Here is a 21,155-nt window from a genome sequence, read left to right on the forward strand (position 1 = left end):
CTGATTTTGGAAAAACACGCAGATAACCTGCACGTGATTGGCTGAAATCGTGCCAAAACGAGTTGCCTTCAAAGAATATTATTTAGTTGCTCTTTTATTTTTTCCAACTCTTCCTTCATCCCTACCACGAGGTGTTGCATGGTTGCATCGTTGGCTTTGGAGCCGATAGTGTTGATTTCACGGCCAATTTCCTGGGCTAAGAAGCCGAGCTTTTTACCCACTGCTTCATCTGGTTGGTGCACCGCCTGCTCGAAGTAGGCCAAATGCGCTGCCAAGCGCACTTTCTCTTCGGCAATATCCAGCTTCTCGATATAGTAGAGGACCTCTTGCTCAAATCGAATCGGATTGAATTGCTCGTGACTAGTGAGTTCGGCTAAATGAGCCGCCAAGCGCTGCCGTATGTGCTCGATACGAGCAGGGTCGTGCTGCTCCACCGCAGCCAACTGTTGGCGGATGACTGCCACGTAGCTGAGGATTTCGGCGCTAAGTGTGCTGCCTTCGTCTTGCCGGAACTGTTGGATAGCTGTTAGAGCTTCTATTAGTAAGGGCTGCAGTTCAGACCAAGCTACGTCTTCGGCGATGGGCTCGGCTTCGCGGGCTTCGGCGGCGCTGGGAATGACGCCGGGCAGGCGTAAAGCAGCCAGTAGGGTCGCTTCGCTAGTGTGGAGCCCTAGACTCTGAGCCACTTCTTTAAGTTCGTGGAAGGTCGCCATCAGGGCTTCCTTATTGAGAGGGTTGGTGATACGGGCCGCCGCCGGACGCACAAAATCTAGGTTGAGGTTGACCTTACCGCGCAGCAAAGCTTTGGCTACCGTATTGCGAATTTCGACCTCGTGCGGCAGCAGGAAGCGTGGCAGCCGTAGAGTAAGGTCCAGGGTCTTGGAATTGATAGACTTTAGCTCGACGGTGGCCGTGTAAGAGTCGGTTTCGCGGTGAGCTTGGCCGTAGCCAGTCATGGAGAGAAGCATCAGTAATTAGCTGAGTAAGGCGTGCTTGCTACTGTTACAGCGCCCGCTGTAGCAGCTGTTTCTAATCTAGCTTGAAACTGCTGGTTTTAAGTCTAAAATGAGCAAAGTATAATAAATCCAGCAGCCAGCAGCTAAAAACCAGCAGAATAATTACTACTAACTGGTAGCGCAAAGGAAGGGCATTTATGGCGGACTAAAAATCAGGGCTAAGAGCAATAAGTGATGGTAGCCATTGATTAGTAAGATAAGGAATGTCTAGCTTGTTATAATGTTCTATTAAACTGACACTGATACTGCAAAAGATAGGTTGAAAAGTGACCAAACCCCTACTGCAAAAAGGCCGCAAAAGTAGGTGTTTCAGTTAGTTCGCAAAACAGCTGAGCCTTGCCATAACAATAGCGTAATTCACCGGCTATGTTGCCGTAACAGGCTCCCGGTAATTTTGTGGCATCAAACCAACTTGCTATTGTATGCGTCTTTTCTTATTGGGGTTCTTTTTATTGTGGATAAATACGTTGGCTTTCGGCCAGCAAGGGACACTAGCCGGGAAAGTAACAGATAAAAAAACTAAAGAGGGCGTTATCGGGGCTACCGTACTCGTGACGGGTACAACCCAGGCTGCTCCCGTGAGCCTGGACGGTAGCTACTCGTTGCCCCTCGATGCAGGCACTTATAATATCACGGTGACCTATGTCGGCTACAAGCCACTCACGTTCCCCGGTATCGTGATAAAAAGTGGAGAGACTACTACGCTGAATGGCACAATGGAGGAAAGCGCCACCAGCCTCACCGAAGTAACAGTAACTGGTGTCAAGCAGACTGGCACTGAGGTCGCTCTAATCCAGGACCTGAAAAAAAGCGAAGTAGTAGTGAGCGGCATGAGCAGCGACCAGATTGTAAAGTCGTTGGACCGTGACGCGGCCGAAGTAGTGAAGCGCATTCCTGGCGTCACGATTCAGAGTAACAACTTTATTGTAATTCGAGGCTTAGCCGAGCGATACAATACTGTGATGCTGAATGATGTTCTCACGCCGTCAGCTGAAGTCGATACCCGCTCGTTTTCCTTTGACATACTGCCCAGCTCGGTGATTGACCGAGTGCTGATTTTTAAGTCGGGTTCGCCAGAGTTACCCGGCGAGATGGGCGGCGGCGTGGTGAAGGTGTACACTAAGAACAGTGTGCTGGAAAATTCGACTAGCTTGACTGTGTCGGGCTGGTACCGGCACAACACGACATTCAAGGATTTTCTGACTTCGCCTAAGCGCGGCGACGGAGGGTTGCGCACGGAAACGATTGGCTACGACGGCGGCGACCGGCAACTGCCCGACAATTTTCCGGACCGGGTTGAGCGTCAGCCAATTTCTTTTAAAAACATCTGGTTGCCCCGGTCATTGACGGCTCTGCCCGACCTGCGTATCTCGCTCGGCTTGGCGCGCAAGTATGAAATTGGCAGTGTCTACCTGAGCAATGTCACGTCGCTCTCCTATTCCAACACACGCGAACAATATACTAACCTTCGTCAGCGCTTTCTGCGCGAATTTGACCCCGAAACCAATCGTCCTGCCTTGCAGTGGACGTACGACGATACGCAATCCAACCAAGCCGTGCGCGTGGGGGTAGTTCATAACTGGCAGGTGCGCTTAAACGACCGTAACCGCTTGGAGTTCCGGAATTTCTTGAATCAGTACGCTACCGACGAGGTGGCGCGCCGCGTGGGTCAGACCCTAGACCAGGGCTTCGAGCGCAACGACAACGCCCTACACTACCAGAGTCGCACCGTGTACTCCGGACAGCTATCGGGAACGCACCAAACCGGGAAAAATGACCGCAGCACCATTAATTGGGCCAGCGGTTATAACTACGTTTTCCGCGACGAGCCCGATTATAGCCGTTATCGCAACCAGCGCCGCATCCCCGAGCCCGGCCTGCCCACGCGAGAATTCCAGGTGGTGATTCCGCCCGTCGGTAACTCATTCGATGCCAGTCGCTTCTTTTCCGACCTGCGCGAAAATACCTATATGGCCAATGGGCAGTTTGAACGCAGCATTCCGGGGCGAGACACTACCAAAGCCAACACCTATAAAGTGCGCGTCGGATTTTACGCCGAGCAGAAGGAACGTACCTTGCAGAACCGCGTTTTCTCCTACATTGTCGGCCGGGAGTCTACATTTAACAGGGCTCTGGAAATCCTGCCGATAGACCAGATTTTTGCTCCGCAGAATATTGATCCTGTAACCGGCTTTGTGCTACAAGAGGGCACTACCGGTGAAGACCGCTATACGGGTCGCAATACGTTGATGGCTAGCTATGTGGGGATAGTGGCTCCCATATCCGATAAGTTCAGCATTTCGGGCGGGGTACGGGGCGAATACAATCGCCGGTATTTGAAATCGGGCAATCCGCTGCGAGCCCCTTACCGCGAGAACAAATTTATTCCGATGCCTTCGGTGAACGCCACTTACAACTTCAACGACCGTTCGCTGCTTCGCCTAGCTAGCTCAGTAACGGCCAACCGGCCGGAGTTTCGCGAAATCGCCTCTTATGAGTACTTTGACTTTATCAACAACGCGGTGGTGCGGGGCAACGACTCGCTACGCACGGCCACCATTTACAACGCCGACCTGCGCTACGAGTTCTACCCCACGCGCTCGGAAATGATTTCGTTTGGGGTGTTTGGAAAGATTTTCCGCAATGCCATCGAGCAGACCACTTTGTCGGTAGCCACCGAGCAACTGAACGTAACCTTTCAGAACGCCGACCGGGCCATTGACCTCGGCGCCGAAGTTGAGGCGCGCAAGTCGTTGCGCGACCTGACCGAAAACGTTTTCCTGCAACGCTTCTCGGCAGTGGTCAATGCCTCGCTTATTTACAGCACCGTGCGCCTGACTGACAATTCGCGCAACCGCGACTTCGCCCTGAACGACCGTCCCCTACAAGGACAGTCGCCCTATGTGGTGAATGCGGGCTTGTTCTATCAGGACGACGAAAGCCGGCTCCAGGTCTCAGCCCAGTATAATGTAGTTGGACAACGCATCCGCTTCGTAGGCGACCAGCGGAACAACTACTCCATTATCGAAATGCCGCGGCATGTGGTGGACTTGGCCGTCACCAAAAGTTTTGGCAAGCACCTGCAAATGCGGGTGGGCATTCAGGATTTGCTTAACCAGCGCTACCGGTTCCTTTACGACTACGACGGTAACAGCAAGATTAGTGGCAATGAGGACGGCTCATTCGCCTCCTATCGCCGCGGAAGCTACTCTACGTTTGGCCTGACGTGGAATTTTTAAATAAACTAATCTTAACAAAACCCTAACGGCGCGGCGTTGAACTGCCCGTACACCCAACTCAATTACTTTTCTCTCCCTTTTTTCAACATCCCCATGAAAAAAATTGTATTAAGTGTATTAGTGGCCGTTGCAGCCGTTGCAGCTCGGGCACCCCAGGCTCAGGCGCAGACGGTCTGTCCAGCCGCGCCGGCCCCCATTACGGTGTCGGGTTCGATTACGGCACCAAATACAACGTGGTCGCGCAACAACATCTACGCGCTTAGCGGTTTCGTATACGTGCGTAGTGGCGCAGTACTCACTATCGAGCCGGGCACCATCATCAAAGGTATCAAGTCGGCAGCGACCCCTGCGGCGCTCATCATCGAGCCAGGTGCTCAGATTATCGCCAACGGTACCGCCTCGCAGCCCATTGTATTCACCTCCAACGAGCCGGCCGGTTCGCGGAGCCGTGGCGACTGGGGCGGTCTGGTGTTAGCCGGCCGCGCGCCAATTAACGCCACCGGGGCGCCCACCATAGAAGGGGGTATTGGCACCACGTATGGCGGTAACCTGCCCAATGACAACTCTGGCATCCTGCGCTACGTGCGCATCGAGTTCCCCGGCATTCCGCTGAGTACGGCGGCCAACTCGGAAATCAATGGTCTGAGCCTATATGGCGTGGGTGCTGGTACTACCATTGAGTACGTCCAGGTGCATTCGAGCGGCGACGATGCCTTTGAGTGGTTTGGCGGGAACTCGAATGCTCGCTACCTGATAGCCAACGCGACGACCGACGACGATTTTGATACTGATCTTGGCTACACAGGCCGTGTGCAGTTTGCCGTGACCGTGCGCGACGCGGCCGTGGCCGACGTATCGGGCTCGACAGCATTCGAGTCGGACAATGACCAAGGGGGCTCGGTGGCCACGCCGCAAACGGCCCCGGTATTCTCGAATGTGAGTGCTTTCCTGCAAGGCACCACGCTCAACGCAAACTACACTCGTGCGCTGCACCTGCGCCGCAATACTGCCATCTCGATTTTCAACTCCGTGTTCACAGGCTGGCCCACTGGCCTGTTCATTGATGGTGCCACATCGCAGGCCAGCGCCACTGGCGGCTCGTTAGTGCTGCGCAACAACGTACTGGCTGGCATAACCCAGAACTACGGAGCCAACCCCGCATCGGGCTTTAACCACCAAAGCTTTTTTGAAGATGCGTCGCGTGGCAACCAGGTGTTTTCGGCCATCAGCGCGCTGGGCTTGAACGCCGACAACTTCAATGCCATCAACTCAAACGGGACGCCAAACGGAGTGCCCGAGTTCGCTCTACCAGCTGCTTCGGTATTGGCTAGCGGGGCATCGTTTGCAGATGCCAAGCTGACCGGTGCTGGCAACGGCGGGCCGAACAGCACCTTCCAAGTGGTGAACTACCGCGGCGCTTTCGGCCCGGCTAGCACGGCTACCAGCAACTGGGCTACTGGTTGGACAAACTTCAATCCCCAAATCTCGTGCTACAACCGCCCCGGTATAACCCTGAGTAACCGCGAAGTGGTAAACGCCCCGTTGCAGTCCCTCACCGTGTCGCCTAACCCAACTAGTGGCAACGCAGCCACTCTGGGCTTTGATGTTAAGCGTACTACTACTGCTACCGTGCGTGTACTAGACATGATGGGCCGCCGGGTAGCCACTGTGTTGGAGGCTGGTAAACTGACTGCCGGCCCGCAAAGCTTGGCTTTGCCGACTACGCTGGCTCCCGGCGTGTATGTGGCAACAGTAACCACGGTCGATGCCCTGCAATCGGTTCGCTTTACCGTGACTGAGTAGTCTCTTTTATAGAAAACTGTGTGTTTAATGAAAGCCGATGCTGTTTTGAGTGTCGGTTTTCATTAAACCATAATTAGAAAGCTTGGAAATGACCAAGCTTTTTTTGATCTTATTGTATAATATAATTAATATAATAAGATTAAAAAAAGCTTGGTCATTTCCTTTCAGTATGATCAATCCCTACAGAGAATTTTCGGGAGCGCGCTACCTGACGCTGCTGAGTATTGTCACTTGTCTCTTCGCTACTTCGGTGAAAGTTCAAGCACAAGCTAGTGAAAAAACCGGGCTTACGCCCACTACGCCAAGTGCTTCGATGGCCATATCTTCTGAGGCAATAGCTGCAGCGCCATTGATTTCTAATAAAATCCAGTTTCACGGACAAGTACCCTGAGGTGGTCGGGTGCCAGTGGACACGAAGCTAAGGTAGGTTGAAAAGATAGTGGAGTTCGAATTCGAGCGGGGTGCAGTAGCCCAAGGCGGAGTGCAGGCGTTGGGTGTTGTAGTAGTGGTCGAGGTACTCGGCCAGTTCGACGCGGGCTTCTTCCAAGTCGGCAAAGCAGGCACCACGCGGCAACAGTTCGGTTTTGAGCGTACTCCAGCCGCTCTCGGCCAGGGCGTTGTCGTAGGGGTTGCCGGGCCGGCTCAAGCTGGCAATGGCCTGGGTACGCTCCAAGAGCTGGGTGAAGGCGTCACTGGTGTACTGGCTGCCGCGGTCGGCGTGCACGAGCAAGCCGGGCGGGGGCTGGCAGACTGCAACAGCCCGGTTAAAGGCGGCCAGAATCAGGTCCGTGTGCAGCGATTCGCTCACGTGCCAGCCGACGACGCGCCGAGAAAAGGCATCGCGCCAGCAAGCCAGATAGGCCCAGTGCCCCGTGGCCAGGACCAGGTAGGTGATATCGCCGACCCAAATGTGGTTGGGGGCCGTGGCGGTGGGCCAAGTGGCTAACTTGTTGGCGGCGGCTACGGCCTGCGGGTCGGGCTGGGTAGTGCGCGGCGGCCGGGAACTGGTGCGGGTGCAGAGGGCCCGTAAGCCGCTGGCGCTGAGCCCGCCGCGCAGCCGCTGCCGGCCCACCTGATGACCTTCGCGGCGCAACTGGGCGCGTAGCCGGCGCTGGCCATAGCGGCCGGCATGGGTGGTAAACACGCGCTGGGCCGCCACTTGCCACGCGGGAAGTGGGAGCTCGGCCGCCGCTGCGGGGGCACGTTTACACCAGGCGTAGTAGCCGCTGGCACTGACGCCCAGCAACTGGCACTGCTGCCACACGGGCCAGCAGGCAGCATGTAAGGCAATGAAAGCGAAGCGTTTCATCGGCCCGTCGGTTGCGAAAAGATGGTCAGCGCTTTTTTTAAAATGTCGCGCTCCATTTCGGCGCGGGCCAACTGGGTCCGCAACTGCTTGTTTTCCTGTTCCAAGACGTCGCTGCCCGCGGGGCGGGCGGCGTGCGCTCGGGCGGCGCGCACCCAGCGCCCCAGCAGCGCTTCGCTCATGCCCAGCGCTTGCGCCACCCGCGTCGCCGCCTGCCCGTCCTGGGTGACGCGGCGGACTGCCTCGACCCGATAGGCCGCATCATATTTTCTTCGCTGCCGTTTGCCGGCTGGTTTTTCTGCTTCCATGACAGGGGAAAGTTACTTTCGCCGTGTCCAATTTTACCCGACCACCTCAGGTGTAAACCAGGCAGGTCTTAAGCCAATAGCTCACCATATATGGTACAGTGCGGACAATAGCCGCATTGTACCGACGTCAGCAATTGAATAAAAAGCCTACCCCATCATGGGGCAGGCTTTTTATTCAATTGCTTTTTCCTGGTTATTACTAGTCTGGTGGAAACAAAGCTTGGCAACCTCGGAGCCAAAGCTACCGGTATTATACACATGAAGGATATCATCTAAATTTCGCTGGATAGTATCAAATTTAACAAATTCCCTAAATAACAATTAGGGTCGCCAATACTTCCTGCTCAACGCATTCAACGGCACCATTTCCACCACTTATAATTACCCGGCCTCTAACTTCAGAAAGTCCGCTACCTATTTCAGCGACTAGCCGGCGGGATAGAATAGAGGGATAAGAAGCTGTCCCAAACTGTACCTTGTGTCAAATTTCTCATTTCTCCTTTGCCCTTAAAATCTCTCCGCATTTTGATGTTGCCCAAGTGGTACCCGCACCGCTACGACGACCAGGATGGCGACTTCGTGGGCCGGCACGTGGCGGCCATCGCGGCGCACGGTGGCACGGAAGTAGCCGTGTTGTTTGCTGCCGTGGCGCGGGGGGCGCTGCCGGGGCTGATTGATGCGGAGGAGGATTTTAGCGGCTCCTGGCCCACGCTGCGCTATTACTACCGAGCCAAGCCAACCGGCCTGACCCTGCTGGATAAGCCGTTGAAGCTGCTCTTGTACTTCTGGTGTCTGCTGCGGGGGTACCGGCGGCTGCGGAGGCACTGGGGCGGCCGGCAGCCCGATTTAGTACACGTGCACGTGCTGCTCCGCACGGGACTTTTTGCCTGGGCGCTGAAGGTTGGGCGGGGCATTCCGTTCATCGTCACTGAGCACTGGACGCGCTATTTGCCGGGGCGGGTGGCTAACATTGGTTGGTTGCGGCTGGTGCTGACGCGGGCCGTGGTGCGACGGGCAGCGGCGCTGCATACCGTATCGGATAACCTACGCACTGCGCTGGCCGCTCTGGGCGCGAGCAATCCGCAGTCGGTGGTGATACCAAACGTGGTAGATACCGAGGTTTTCCATCCGGCGCCGGTGGTGGCCCTGGCTAAGGAGCCGGTGCTGCTGCACGTGGCAGCTTTCAACGAGGCGGCCAAGAACCTGTGCGGGCTGTTGCGGGTGGTGGCTACGTTGCGGGCGCGGGTGCCGGGGCTGCGACTACGCATTGGCGGCTACGGGCCCGATGAGGCGCAGGTGCGGGCCCAGGCCGCCGCGCTGGGATTGGTGGCCGATGGCACGGTTGTCTTTCTCGGTAAGCTGGCCCACACCGCCGTCGCCGAAGAAATGCGCCACGCCGCTTGCTTCGTACTGTTCTCTAATTTTGAAAACCTACCCTGTGTCCTTATTGAGGCCCAGGCCAGCGGGTTGGCGGCAGTAGCTACGCGGGTAGGGGGTGTGGCGGAGCTGTTGCCGGATGATGGCCGTTTTGGGCAACTCGTGGCGGTGGGAGATGAAGCGGCTCTAGCCTTGGCGCTGGAAAAGGTGCTGGCCTCGAGATATGATACGGCAATCTTGCGGGTCAATGCCGTGGCCAAATTCAGTGTAGCAGCCGTGGGAGCGGCGTTTGGAAGGCTCTATCGGGAGGTGTTGCCGGGGTGATGAACAGCAAACGCCCCTCCTTACCATGATAAAACGCATTCTCCAGCACTTCGCGGCGCGGGTCCTTACGGCGGGGCTGAGCTTTGTGGTGGTGTGGCTCACGGCGCGGTATCTGGGGGCGGCGGGGCGCGGGCAGGTCAGCTTGTTTTTCACCGATATGGCGGGGCTGGTGCTGCTGGCGGGGCTGGTGGGCGGCTCGTCGCTGATATACCTGGTGCCGCGGCGCAATGTGTGGCACCTGCTGCCGCCGGCTTATGGCTGGGCGGGGCTGGTAAGCGTGGCCGGGGCGGGGGCTGTAGGCCTGCTGCGGTCGGTGAGCCTGGAATACGTGCTGCATCTGGCGGGTATCACGCTGGTGCAGGTGCTGCTGTCCATCAACCTGTTTCTGCTGCTGGGACGCAGGCGTGAGCAAGCCTACAACGTGCTGACCATGGTGCAGGCGGCGCTGCTGGCTGGGGTGTTGGCGCTGGCTTTTGGCGCGCTGCACTGGCTTAGCATTAGGGCGTATTATTATGCCAACTACGTGGCTTATGGCTTGCCGTGGCTCATTAGCAGCGCGCTGCTGCTGCGCTTGCCCGATGCCTGGAGGAGCCGGCGCCCTAGCCGTGCGCGCCGGTTTGGCCGCGCTCGCCGCCGGGCCGCGGCCCGCGAACTGGCGCGCCACAGTCGGGGGGCGCATCTTTCCAACCTCCTCACGTTTGCCAATTACCGGTTCGGCTACTACGCCGTGGCCTACCTGGCCAGCGCTGGGGAACTGGGCGTTCTGTCGGTGGGAGTGGCCTTGGCCGAAGCCATTTGGCTGATTCCGCGCAGCACCAGCCTCATGCAGTACGTGGCCCTGGTAAACGCCACCGACAAGCGCGAACAGACCTACGCGGCCTTGCGGGGCAGCCGGCTCACGCTGCTGGCTACGGCCGGTGCGGTGCTGGTGCTGGCGGCCGTGCCGGCGGGGTGGCTGGCCGCCATTTTTGGACCCGAGTTTGGGGAGGCGCACGGCGTCATTCTGGCGCTGGCTCCTGGCATTCTCATCAATGGGGCAGGTATGCAGGCCAGCACGTATTTCAGCGGCATGGCCCGCTACCGGACCAACACGCAAGCCGCGCTGCTCGGCTTGGCTGTAGCTGGGCCTGGGTCGCTGCTGCTGGTGTCACGCCTGGGCATTGTGGGTGCGGCCTTGGGCATGACGGCCTCCTACGCGGCTAGTACTGCCTACCTGTTCTGGCATTATCGCCGGGCTATTGCTGCGGAGTGGGGCGACCTGCTGCCCGGCTGGGGCGACGTGCGGTGGCTGGCTAAAAGAATGATGAAGACTGAGGGCTGAACGCGGGCCATTCAGCTTGCCGCAGTTTGAGTAAATGCGCGGTTCCGCTCACTTCACCCCGGCCCCTCTCCGCAGGCTTCGCGCATCAAGAGAACCGGGGGCCGGGAGTGAACCATATTCACCCCCCTACCGCACTACTTCGACCCAGCCTTTTACGCGGCGGCCGTCGGGGTAGGAGAGGAGGTAGTAGTACACGCCGTCGGGGAGGCCGGGGGCATTCCAGTCGTCGTGGTAAGTGGCCGATTCGAACACCTGCTGGCCCCAGCGGGAGAAAACTTGCAGGCGGGGCGGGCAGTCGGGGCCCAGCTTGAAGTACTCGTTTTGCTCGTCGCCGTTCGGGGTGATGATGTTGGGCACCTTGCGTTCCTTCACCTCGACTACGGGCGCGGGGGCTTGGGTTTCGCAGCTGTTGGAGTTGTAGCGCACCCGGACGCGCGGCTGGTAAGTGCCGGGAGTGGCGTACGTATGCGTGGGGCTGGCCTCGCCGGACTGCGTGCCGTCGCCAAAGTCCCATACCACCGTCGTGAAGGAAGCACTGCTGGGGTTCGTCAGCCGGAAGCGTAGGGTGAGCGGGGCCAGGCGGGTCTCGGCGCAGGCCACGGGCTCCCATTGGGCTGATAAAGCCGGGACTGCCGCCACCGAGATGCGCCGCGTGGCCGTGCCCGAGCAGGCGCCATTGGTCACGGCGTAGGTCAGGCTGATGGGGGCAGTGAAAGTAGCGGGCGGCGTGAAGAAGAAGCCCGTAGCCACGCTGCCGCTCACCCCCGGCCCGCTGAAAACACCACCCGCCGGGCTGCCGCGCAACGCAAAGGGCTGGGTGCTGCCGGGGCACAGTACGGTATCGGCCGCCAAGGTCACAGTTAGGCCATTTGTTATGGTTACCGGCTGGGTGGCTTGCACGATGCAGCCGCTCACGTTGAGGGTGTATACTAATTGAAAGGTGCCCGGCGCGATGTTAGGCGAGAAAAAGAAGCCCGTCACGTTGTTCCCGCTCACGCCGGGGCCGCTGAAGGCGCCGCCCGCCGGCGTGGCCGTCAGGCGGACTAGCGGCAGGGGCGGGGCGCCCGGTGCCGGCGCGCAGTAGGACGGTTGGGGCAGCGGGGCGAAGCTGACGGTGGGCAGGGCCGTCACCGTCACGCGGCGGGTGCCGGTGGTGGTGCACAGGCCCGTGCTGAGTACCGTGTAGGTGAGCGTCTGCACGCCTACTAGGGCGGTCGAGGGGGTGAAGACGAAGCCCGTGGCCAGGCTGCCGGTCACGCCAGGGCCCGTCCAGACGCCGCCCGCGGGGCTGCCGGTCAGAGCTTGGGGGCCGGCGGTGGCGCATACCGCCTGGTCGGCGCCGGCGTTGGCGATGCTGGGCTGAAAATCGAGCATGAATGCCGCGTTGTTGCAGCCAATGCTCAGGCCGGAGTTGGTGTTGTTGGTGAGGGAGTAGGTGTTAACTCCGGCCGGAATGGGGAAGCCGATGGTCGAAAAGCACGAGCACACGGCCTGGTATACAATGCCGCGCGGGTCGAAGCGGGAGGTGCCGCCATCCACGTGCTCGCCCCCGGAGCCGGAGGCCGTATTGCCGTAGTACGTGCCATATTCGAGACTCGTGAGGCCGGCGGAAAACTGCGCCAGGTAAAAGTCGTTGCCGTCGGTAGTGGTTTGGGCGGCGCCGGGCGTGGTGGGCAGGCCCACGGTAGTGCCGTTGGCTTCCAGGTAGCTCGGAAAGCCTGGAGTGCCTCCCATGTTCACCATGCCGCCCCAGCCGCACACGTACACCCGGTCGCAGCGGTCCACGAGGAAAGCAGTGGGGTCCAGGCTCACGCCCCCCCCGTTGGTGGTGCTGCCAAACACGGTCGAAAATACGCTCTGGGTCAGGTCGGCATTGAGCTTCTGAATGAACTGGGTGCCGCCGGGTGTGTTGTACAGGCCGGTCGTGACGGGGAATGGCCCCAGGGTCTGGCCCAGCAGGTATACGCCGCCATCGGTTCCCAATTGCAGGAAATAAGCTTGGTCGTAGTTGGGCGTGCCCACGTACGTGGCCCGCAGCAGGCTGGTGCCCCCGGCCGCGATGCGCGCCGCAAATCCGTCGACGTTGCCGGGGCGGGTGGGGCGATAGGCCCCCGTCGTCACCGGCAGATTCGGGCTCAGCGTGCCGCCCGCCACGTAGACGTCGCCACTGGTTGGTTCGAGCTGAATGGAGTACGCGGCATCGCCGCCCGACCCGCCGAGGTAGCTGCCCCAGGTGAGGGCCGTGAGGGCAGGGGTGAGCTTGCACACGACCCCATCGGAGGTGCCACCGTTGTAAGTACCGTCGAAGCCCCGGGCCACCGGGAAGTTGTTCGATGTGGTGTGGGAGGCGATGTACACGTTGTCCGCCGCGTCCACGATGATGTCGCCGCGAAATGGGTCGCCGTAGTTGTGCGCCAGCTGCAACGTCGAGGCCAAAGGCGACAGGTTGGGATTGAGCGGCAGCAGGCCGTCGTTGCCGGAGCCGCCCAAAAACGTCGAGCCCACCAGGGCCGAGCCCCCGGCATTTAGACGGGTAATGATGAGGTCGGAGCCGGTGAGCGACTCGAAGGTCGCGCCGAAGCCAAACGGGGCGGTCAGACTGCCCCCCGCAAATGTGCGCTGCAAGGCGCCACTCGTGGTCGGGTAGTTGGCGGAGCCCGACGAGCCCAGCACCAGCAATTCGCCCTGGCTGTTCACCACCAGGCTGTGCGGAAAATCGGCGCCGCTGCCGCCCAGGTAGGTGGCCCACACCCGCGCCGCCGGCCCGCTCACGCTGGTGTTGTATTTGATGAGCGCGATATCAATTTGGGCTGCGAAGGAAGTTTGAAAAGCCCCCGGACTACTGGGGTAGCCGGGCCCGAACGCAATGCCGCCCGAATACAGGTTGCCCTGCGCATCATAGGTAGCCGTGAAGCCCCAGTTGTCGGTCGTCGAGCCCGAATAGGTAGCAAATACCACCACCGGGTCGATGGTGAGGGGGCGCGAAGTATCGTATTTGCCGAGGGCAAAACGTACCACGGACCCCGCCAGCACGTAGCGGCAGGCCACGGGATGGCGGCGGCCGGCGCCATCGGTCTGCCAGGCCTGCGGGGCGCGCTCCATGATGGTGCCCACGCTGGTGCGCACCACCAAATTGCCCTTGGCATCCAGGGTCAGGCCCTCGGCGCCCTCGTGCCGCAGGCCAATGGCCGCGGGCTTGGCGCCGGGGGCCAGCTCGAAATCATATTCCAGGTGCTGGTCGGCACTCTCGTACACCCGCGCCGCCACGCCCGGCCACAGCCCGGCGTAGTGCAGCTCACGAAAGCTGCGCACGTCGCTGGCCCAGTGCTTGGGGTCGGCCCCGAGGAAATAGTTGCGGTGCTCGGCAGTCGGGGTTTCGGCCGTAATGGTGGCGGGGGCGGCCCCCGCGAAGCGGAGCGTCAGGGCGTGGCCGCGCATGGGGCCGTCGGGCTTAGCGTGCTGGCCTTGGGATGAAGGCGCGTGCCGGTGTTGGGCTGGCCCGCCCTCGGCGAGCAGGGCAAACGTGAGCCCATCGGCTTCGGCAAAAAGCCGGCCGCCCGGCAAGGGCGCCGCGTAGCGGGCGTGGGCATCCCACTGACCCTTGTTTTCGATAAATTCGAGCGTGTGGCTGGCGGGGCCATTGTGCTCAATGCCTTGAGCCGAGGCACCAGAAGAGAATAGGCCCCCGAGGGCCACACTGCCAAAAAGTAATAGTTGCTTCATTAATATAACGAAAGGCCGTTCAGTAAAGGTAAAGTCTTGTAATGTTCCTGAAGCCATTTGAGGCCGGTGTACCGTAACACAAACCTGGCCGTTTGCGTCCCCGCGCCAGTCGATTCATACGGGTATTGTGCCGGGACGCGACCTACCACATTTGCGCCACACTCAGAGGCTGCCGTTACTGCTCCCGCGCCTGCCGTTGCGGCCCACGAGCCCCCCAGACGACCATCGGCAGCCCCCAAACGACCATCGGTAGTCCCCAAACACCCATCAGCAGCCCCCAGACGACTATCGGCAGCCCCCAAACGACCAGCAGTAGTCCTCGGACGAGTACCGGCAGGGTTCGAACGGGTAGCGGCAGGGTTCACGGCAGGAGCGGTGGGGGACGAGGGACCAACGGCGGCCGGCCGGCGGGAGTTGCCCCCGTTGGCCGGAGCAGCCACGGGGCCCGATGAAGCCGGCCAGTAGCAACTAGCGAATTATTGTGCTATCTTCCTGACATCGCAGGTCCTACCGGCCACCAAGGTTCTGGTACGGGTGCCCCCTGCGGGCCGCATCTCACCCCCTTTTTCTTCCCGCCAATGAAAGACCAGGAGCCCCAACGCAACGGCAGCTTCGCCGATGCCGACCTCGCCACCGAGTGCAGCGAAAAACTCGCCGCCCTCACGGCCAACCTCGCTGCCTTGGGCGTCGAGGGACTAACGGCAGCCATTCTTACGGATTTTGGCCAGGCCATAGCGGCTTTTCAGGCCCTGCCAACGGACGAAAACATGCTCTACACCATTGGCATCAGCACCGGCAAGCGCAACACGGCCTTGGAAGCCGCCCGCACCGCCCTGCGGCAGGTGGCGCAGCCCATTGGCCGGGCCTACGGCGACCAATCGCCCGAATACCGCAGCCTGGGCATCGGCGAGCTGACCCGCAAATCGGTGCCCGACACCTTGCAACTCCTGCTCACGGTGCCCGCCATCGGGGCCGCGTTCGTGCAAGACCCCAAAGCCGTGGACCAAGGCTTTTCCGAAACCCGCCTCACCGCCCTGGCGCCCCTCTACGCCGAGCTGTTTAAGTGGGAGGGCAAGATGCACACCGCCGAAACGGACCGCACCACCGCCACCCGCACCCGCGTGCTGGCCTACAACGCCCTCAATACCCTGTGCAGCAGCCTCTGCGCCCGCGGCTACGACCATTTCGTGGAAATCGACGCGGCCAAGGCCCACCTCTTCGTGCGCAACCCCGCCAGCGCGGGCAATGGTGGCGCCGGTGGTGCCCTGCCGCAAACCTAAAGCCGGAAATCAACCCCCGATAACCGGGCCGGCCGCCACGGCCGGCCCGGTTTTTTGCGTCCGGGCAGGTGCCCGTTCCCAGCCAAAGTAGGCCCAACCCACGCGGATCAAAACTGTCACGCAGCGCGTAGAAGCGGTCATGCTGAGCGGAGCGAAGCATCTCGCGTGCATGATAAACCACTTGTCAGAAGAGTAGTGGTGGCACGCGAGATGCTTCGGCTGCGCTCAGCATGACTGTTCTGATTCGCTCAGTATGACCGTTTTCTGGGGGCGGGGGCTTTTGGGGGGCTTGGCTGTGCCAAATGGTCCGCCGCCGGGCCGCTAGCGGCGCACTTCCACCCAGCCTTTCGCCCGGCGGTCGTCGGCATCGCGGAGCAGGTAATAATAAATGCCGTCGGCCAGGCCGCTGGCGTCCCAGTCGTTGTGGTAGTCGTTGGATTGATACACCCGCTGGCCCCAGCGCGTGTACACTTCCAGCGAGGCCGGGCGGCAGCTGAAGCGGGGCCGGAACGTTTCGTTGAGGGAGTCGCGGTTGGGCGTGATGATGTTCGGCACGAACACCTCGCCCACCTCCACGGGCGCAAAGCCCGTGAGCACCTCGCAACTGCCGTAGCGGGCCGTGAGGCGGATGTTGTAGGTGCCGGGTTCCAGGTAGCGGTGCGTAGGACTGACCTCAGTACTAGTCGGGCTGCCATCGCCAAAATCCCAGCGGTAGGTGGCATTCGGCGCCAGCAGCACCGGCGTCAGGGGGCAGTCGAACGGCGCCAAGCCGGCGTAGCGCGGCGCGGCGGCGCACACGGGCAGGTTTAGGGGCACGTTCTGGGCCGAAGTAGGGGCCAGCACCACCGTGCGGGTGGCGGTGGCCTGGCAGGAGCCCTGGGTCACGGTGTACGTAAGCGGGAAAACGCCGCCCTGATTGTTGGTATTAGGCGGCGTGAAAAAGCCGCTGGCCGACACGCCCGTGCCGCTCCAGGTGCCGCCGGCCGGCGCGAAACCCCGCAGCTGGAAGGGCTGCCGCAAATCGGCGCAAAGCGTGGTATCGGGGCCAGGCGTGACGGCGGGCGAGCGGCTCACCACCACTTGCTGGCTATTGCTCCCGCAGCCCAGCGAGTCGGCAACGGTATAGGTGAGGGTGTGGGTGCCCGCGCCCGCGGTACCGGGGTCGAAACGCCCGCCCGCCACGCCCGGCCCGCTGAAGGTGCCGCCCGCCGGAGTGGCTGCGAGGGCCACGGCTCCCTGCGTGACGCACTGCGGCGGCACCGGCGCGAAAGCCGGGACCACGGGCGGCGCCACCACGTAGCGCACCGTGCGGGTGCTCTGGCAAATACCCGTAGCCGCCACCGTGTAGCTGATAATATATTGCCCCGGTCCCACGGCGGCGGGCACGAAGCGGAAGCCGCCGGCGGGGGCGGCCTGCACGCCCGGCCCGCTCCACGCGCCACCGGTGGGGGTGCCGCCCAGGGCCACGGGGCCGCCATCCACGCACACGAAGCGGCGGGGGCCGGCATCGGCAATAGTCACTTCGAAGTTCATTTTGAAGGCGCCGTTGTTGCAGTTCATGCTGCCGTTGCGGATGGTGTAGCTGCCCGCGCCCGGCGGCAGCGGAAAGCCCTGGGTGGCGCCGCAGCTGGCGCACACGGCCTGGTACACAATGCCCCGCTTGTCGAACCGCGAAGTGCCCCCATCAACGTGCTCAGCCCCGGCGCCCTGCTGCCCGAAGAAAGTAGCGTATTCCAGTCTCGTCATGCCGGCTTCAAACTGGGCTAGGTAAAAATCGCTGCCATCGGTGATGCGCTGCACGGCGTTGCCGGCAACGGGCAGGCCGGTGGTGCTGCCGCCCAGCCAGTTGCCGCCCAGGTCGTTGTCCTCACCGCCCCAGCCGCTGATGTACACCCGCTCGCAGTCATCCACCAGAAACGCCGTGGGCACCAGATTAGGGCCGCCGCGGACGCCGGTGCGGTTGCCAAACGCGGTGCTGTACAGGCTGGCCGTCAGGTTCGGGTTCAGCTTCTGAATAAACAGCGAGCCATTGGCCGTGCCATACCGGCCCGGCGTGATGGGAAATGCCCCCAGAGTTTGCCCATACAAATACGCATTGCCCGCCGCGTCGAGCTGGAGAAAATGAGCTTGGTCGTAGCCGGCAGTCCCAACGTAGGTGGCGCGCTCCAGCGTGCGGCCATCGGCACTAATTCGGGCCACGAAGCCGTCGGCCCGGCCGCCCGGCGCGGTGGGCAGGTAGGCGCCGGCCGTGGTGGCAAAGTTGCCCGATGCCGTGCCGCCGCACGCGTACACCCGTCCCTGGCTGTCGCGCTGCACCGAGTAAGCCGCATCGGCGAGATTGCCGCCCAGGTAGCGGGCCCACACCACCGCGTTCAGCCCCGGCGACAATTCGCACACAAGCGCATCGGGCGCGCCCCCGCCGTTGATGGCATTCACCGCGCCCGGAAAATTGGCAGAGGTGGTGTTGGAGGCAATGTAGACGTTGCCAGCACCATCGAGCAGCAAGTCGCTACGAAAAGCATCGCCGTAATTAGCCGCGATACTGTTCTGGACCAATATGCCATCGTTGCCGCTCCCACCCAAGTAGGTGCTGGCCAGCAGCGCGCTGCCGTTGGTGCTGAAGCGGCTCACCACCAGGTCGGAGCCGTTGGGCATCTGGAACTGCTGGGTGCCCGGGTCCACCGCGGTGTTGAAAGGGTTGAGCCGGGAACCACCCCCGAAACTGCGCTGCAAAGCGCCCGCCGTGGTGGGATAGTTCGAAGATGATGTGCTGCCGAGAACCACCAGCTCATTCTGCGCATTCACTACCAGGCTGTGCGGGAAGTCGGCGTTGTTGCCGCCCAGGTAGGTGGCCCACACCCGCGCCGCTGGCCCACTCACACTGGTGTTGTACTTAATAAGCGCCATGTCGACGACACTGCTAAAGCTGGTGCGGTAGGCGCCGGTGGTAGCCGGAAACGAGCCCCCGGTATCAAACACGATACCACCGGAGTACATGTTGCCCGCGTTATCGTAAGTAGCCGTGAAGCCCCAGTTGTCAGCCGTCGAGCCGGTAAGGGTCGAGAACTGCACGGTGGGGTCGATGGTGAGGGCGCGGCTGCGGTCGTAGCTGCCGAGGGAAAAGGTGAGGGTGCTGCCCGTCAGCACGTAGCGGCAGGCCACGGGCTGGCGCTGGCCGGCGGCATCGGTTTGCCAGGCTTTGGGGGCCAGCTCGGTGGTGGTGCCCACGCTGGTTTTCACCACGAGGTTGCCGGCCACGTCCAGCGTCAGGCTGGTGGCACCGTCGTAACGCAGGGCCACGCGGGCGGGGTTGGCGCGGGGGGCCAGCAGCACGTCGTACTCAAGGTGCTGCTGGGCATTCTCATACAGCGTCAGGCCGATGCCGGGCCACAGCTCTTCGTAGCGCAGCCGCCGGAACGCGCCCACGTGGCTGGCCCAACGGCGGGCGTCGCTGCCCACGAAATAGTTGTATTCCCCAGTGGTAGGTGTTTCTGCCGTGAGGCGCACACGGGGGCTGGCTTTTTCGAAATGTACCGTGTAAGCATGGGCCGCAATGTCCGCAGGAGTACCCGTAGGCGCGGTTTTGGTGGCCGCCCCGGCATGGTGGTGGCTTAGTATGGCCGGGTCCAGAAAGGTGTAGGTCAGGGCGTCGGGCTGCACGAAGAGGCGGCCGGCGGGCAGCGCGGCTTCATAGCGCACGCGGCCTTCCCACTGGCCTTTGTTCTGAATAAATTCCAGACTGGGAGTGTCTGGTCTTTCAGGCGCCGCATGCGCGGGCGGTGCCAGGGATAAGCTAAGTAAGGGCAGCAACGCCAAAACAGGTCGGCAGATAGCGCGGAAAAGTTGGGCCATATCAATGCCAAAGGCACAAATGAGTGAAATCAATCAGGCAGGCGGGGCCCGGTAGGCACGCCGATGTCCGATGGACGCAGGCAGGAACGGTCGCGGCGCAAAATTCGTGCGAGCCTATGCCAGGTGAACCTTGCCGATTTCATCAAAGATTGGCTACATCGGCAATGCTTGAGTCGCGAGTTGCTCAAGAATTGGGGTTGTCCTGCCAAAGGGTAAAGATAATTCAACCGTCAGGTCGGCCGGCTTCCGCCCGTGCCGTTACCTTTGCCGGCTCTGTTGTCTGTGTCGTGCGCCGCTCGTTTGCTTTCAAAATTACCGTACTCACCCTCATCTGGCTGTTGCTGGCCATTGCCTGCGCGCAGGTGCCGGCAGGGGCGTTTTGGCCAGTCCTGTTTGGGGCTCTTACCACGCCGGTAGCCTTGGTGGCCACGGCCTTATTGGCGCTGTACTGGCTGCGGCGCAATTGGCGGGTGGCCCTCCTGCCGCTGCTGGCCCTGGCCCTGACGTGGCCCCACGTGCAGCGTGGCTTCGCCCTGCACATTCCGCCTGCTGCTCTTGAAGAAGCAAGCACGAGCGAAGAATCGGGAGCAAGCGCAATACCTCGTTCTTCATTCTTCACGCCGCATCCCAAAGAAGTAAGCTTTCTTTCAGCCAACGTGCGCATCTTCAACGTATACGCGCAGCTACGGGACCCCGACTTTGCTTCTTCCAAAGGCTTTATCCGCTGGCTGGCCCAGAGCCCGGCCGACGTCCTCTGCCTCCAGGAATACTATAACGAGCCGGGCGGCTCGAAAGAAGACGGCGGTGTATTCCGGACTGAGCACTACCTGGGCCGTGCCAGTGGCCGCCACGCCTTCGTTTCAACCAGCCTCACTAATGGTATTGGGGCCGAGTTTGGCATGGCCATTTTCTCGCGCTTTGTTATTGTCCGGCGCGGTACCATTCCCTTCAACCGGCTCTCGCAAAACCATGCCATGTGGGCCGACCTTGCCCGCCCCGCCACCCGCACTGGCGGCCCGGCCGATACCATCCGCGTCTTCAACGTGCATCTGCAAAGCATGAGCATGGCCGATGCCGACATTGCCGCCGCCACCCAGAGCCGCACCGGCCTGCGTCAAAAAGCCCCCAATCTGCTGCGCCGCTTCCGTAACGGCGCCGTGGCCCGCGCCACCCAAATTGATACCGTGCTGGCCCATGTGCGCCGCTCGCCCTACCCCGTGCTGCTCGCCGGCGACCTCAACGACCTGCCCTATTCCTACGTCTACGACCAACTGGCCGACCGCCTCCAGAACGCCTGGGCCACCGTGGGCCTGGGCATCGGGGCCACTTACAATGGCCGCCTGCCCGGCCTGCGCATCGACCAGCAGTTTGCCAGCCCGCAGTGGCAGGTGCTGGGTTGTCGGGTGCATCGCGAAATCCGCTGGAGCGACCATTTTCCAGTGGAAGGATTGTATGAGTTGCACCGTTGAACAACCAGCGTCCCCTCCTTGCCAGGGAGGGGACGCTGGCGCGAAGCACTAGCCGGGATGGTTGAGTCGTTGAATGATGGCTGAACGTTGCAGTAATCATCGTTCGGATGTCGTTCAACGGCTCAACCACCCCAGCC

Annotated in this window: 11 protein-coding genes; 6 read left to right on the top strand and 5 right to left on the bottom strand. The window is 61.2% G+C overall.

The features are described from left to right. Positions 1 to 68: 68 nt before the first annotated feature. Complete coding sequence (locus WX88_RS18765; RefSeq protein WP_046245933.1) at positions 69 to 968, bottom strand: YicC/YloC family endoribonuclease; 900 nt, start codon at positions 966 to 968, stop codon at positions 69 to 71. A gap of 470 nt (positions 969 to 1,438) precedes the next feature. Here WX88_RS18765 and WX88_RS18770 point away from each other — a divergent pair, with 470 nt between their 5' ends. After that, complete coding sequence (locus tag WX88_RS18770) at positions 1,439 to 4,255, top strand: TonB-dependent receptor (protein ID WP_046245934.1); 2,817 nt, start codon at positions 1,439 to 1,441, stop codon at positions 4,253 to 4,255. A gap of 93 nt (positions 4,256 to 4,348) precedes the next feature. Then, positions 4,349 to 6,058: a T9SS type A sorting domain-containing protein gene (locus WX88_RS18775; protein ID WP_046245935.1), complete on the top strand. Its 1,710-nt coding sequence runs from the start codon at positions 4,349 to 4,351 to the stop codon at positions 6,056 to 6,058. 418 nt (positions 6,059 to 6,476) lie between these two features. On the opposite strand, the gene WX88_RS18780 is transcribed toward WX88_RS18775, so the two are convergent. Then, a complete protein-coding gene (locus WX88_RS18780; RefSeq protein ID WP_046245936.1) occupies positions 6,477 to 7,367 on the bottom strand; it encodes an IS3 family transposase in 891 nt (296 codons plus the stop codon). After that, positions 7,364 to 7,672 (bottom strand): transposase, encoded by a 309-nt coding sequence (locus WX88_RS18785; RefSeq protein WP_046245937.1) that lies wholly within the window; start codon positions 7,670 to 7,672, stop codon positions 7,364 to 7,366. The genes WX88_RS18780 and WX88_RS18785 overlap by 4 nt, the downstream gene beginning before the upstream one ends. A gap of 501 nt (positions 7,673 to 8,173) precedes the next feature. Here WX88_RS18785 and WX88_RS18790 point away from each other — a divergent pair. Both WX88_RS18790 and WX88_RS18795 read left to right on the top strand, forming a co-directional pair. Then, the gene (locus WX88_RS18790; protein WP_156176267.1) at positions 8,174 to 9,373 is read left to right on the top strand and encodes a glycosyltransferase; all 1,200 of its coding nucleotides are present in this window, start codon (positions 8,174 to 8,176) and stop codon (positions 9,371 to 9,373) included. A 25-nt stretch (positions 9,374 to 9,398) separates the two neighbouring features. Next, positions 9,399 to 10,694, top strand: a complete 1,296-nt coding sequence (locus tag WX88_RS18795; RefSeq protein WP_046245939.1) for a lipopolysaccharide biosynthesis protein — start codon at positions 9,399 to 9,401, stop codon at positions 10,692 to 10,694. Positions 10,695 to 10,820: 126 nt separating this feature from the next. Here WX88_RS18795 and WX88_RS18800 read toward each other — a convergent pair whose 3' ends face one another. Next, complete coding sequence (locus tag WX88_RS18800) at positions 10,821 to 14,417, bottom strand: DUF7948 domain-containing protein (protein WP_046245940.1); 3,597 nt, start codon at positions 14,415 to 14,417, stop codon at positions 10,821 to 10,823. A 578-nt stretch (positions 14,418 to 14,995) separates the two neighbouring features. On the opposite strand from WX88_RS18800, the gene WX88_RS18805 reads away from it, so the two are divergent. After that, on the top strand, positions 14,996 to 15,697 hold the full coding sequence (locus WX88_RS18805; protein ID WP_046245941.1) for a hypothetical protein: 702 nt from the start codon (positions 14,996 to 14,998) through the stop codon (positions 15,695 to 15,697). A 321-nt stretch (positions 15,698 to 16,018) separates the two neighbouring features. Here the strand turns inward: WX88_RS18805 and WX88_RS18810 are convergent, their stop codons facing one another. After that, positions 16,019 to 19,549 carry a DUF7948 domain-containing protein gene (locus WX88_RS18810; RefSeq protein WP_082116145.1) on the bottom strand — a complete coding sequence of 1,177 codons (3,531 nt, stop codon included), beginning with the start codon at positions 19,547 to 19,549 and terminating at the stop codon, positions 16,019 to 16,021. 287 nt (positions 19,550 to 19,836) lie between these two features. Between WX88_RS18810 and WX88_RS18815 the strand changes: the two genes are divergently transcribed. Continuing rightward, positions 19,837 to 21,018, top strand: a complete 1,182-nt coding sequence (locus tag WX88_RS18815) for an endonuclease/exonuclease/phosphatase family protein (protein ID WP_046245943.1) — start codon at positions 19,837 to 19,839, stop codon at positions 21,016 to 21,018. The last annotated feature ends 137 nt before the right edge of the window (positions 21,019 to 21,155 follow it).

Source organism: Hymenobacter terrenus, assembly GCF_000972495.1.
Taxonomy (GTDB): Bacteria; Bacteroidota; Bacteroidia; order Cytophagales; family Hymenobacteraceae; genus Hymenobacter; species Hymenobacter terrenus.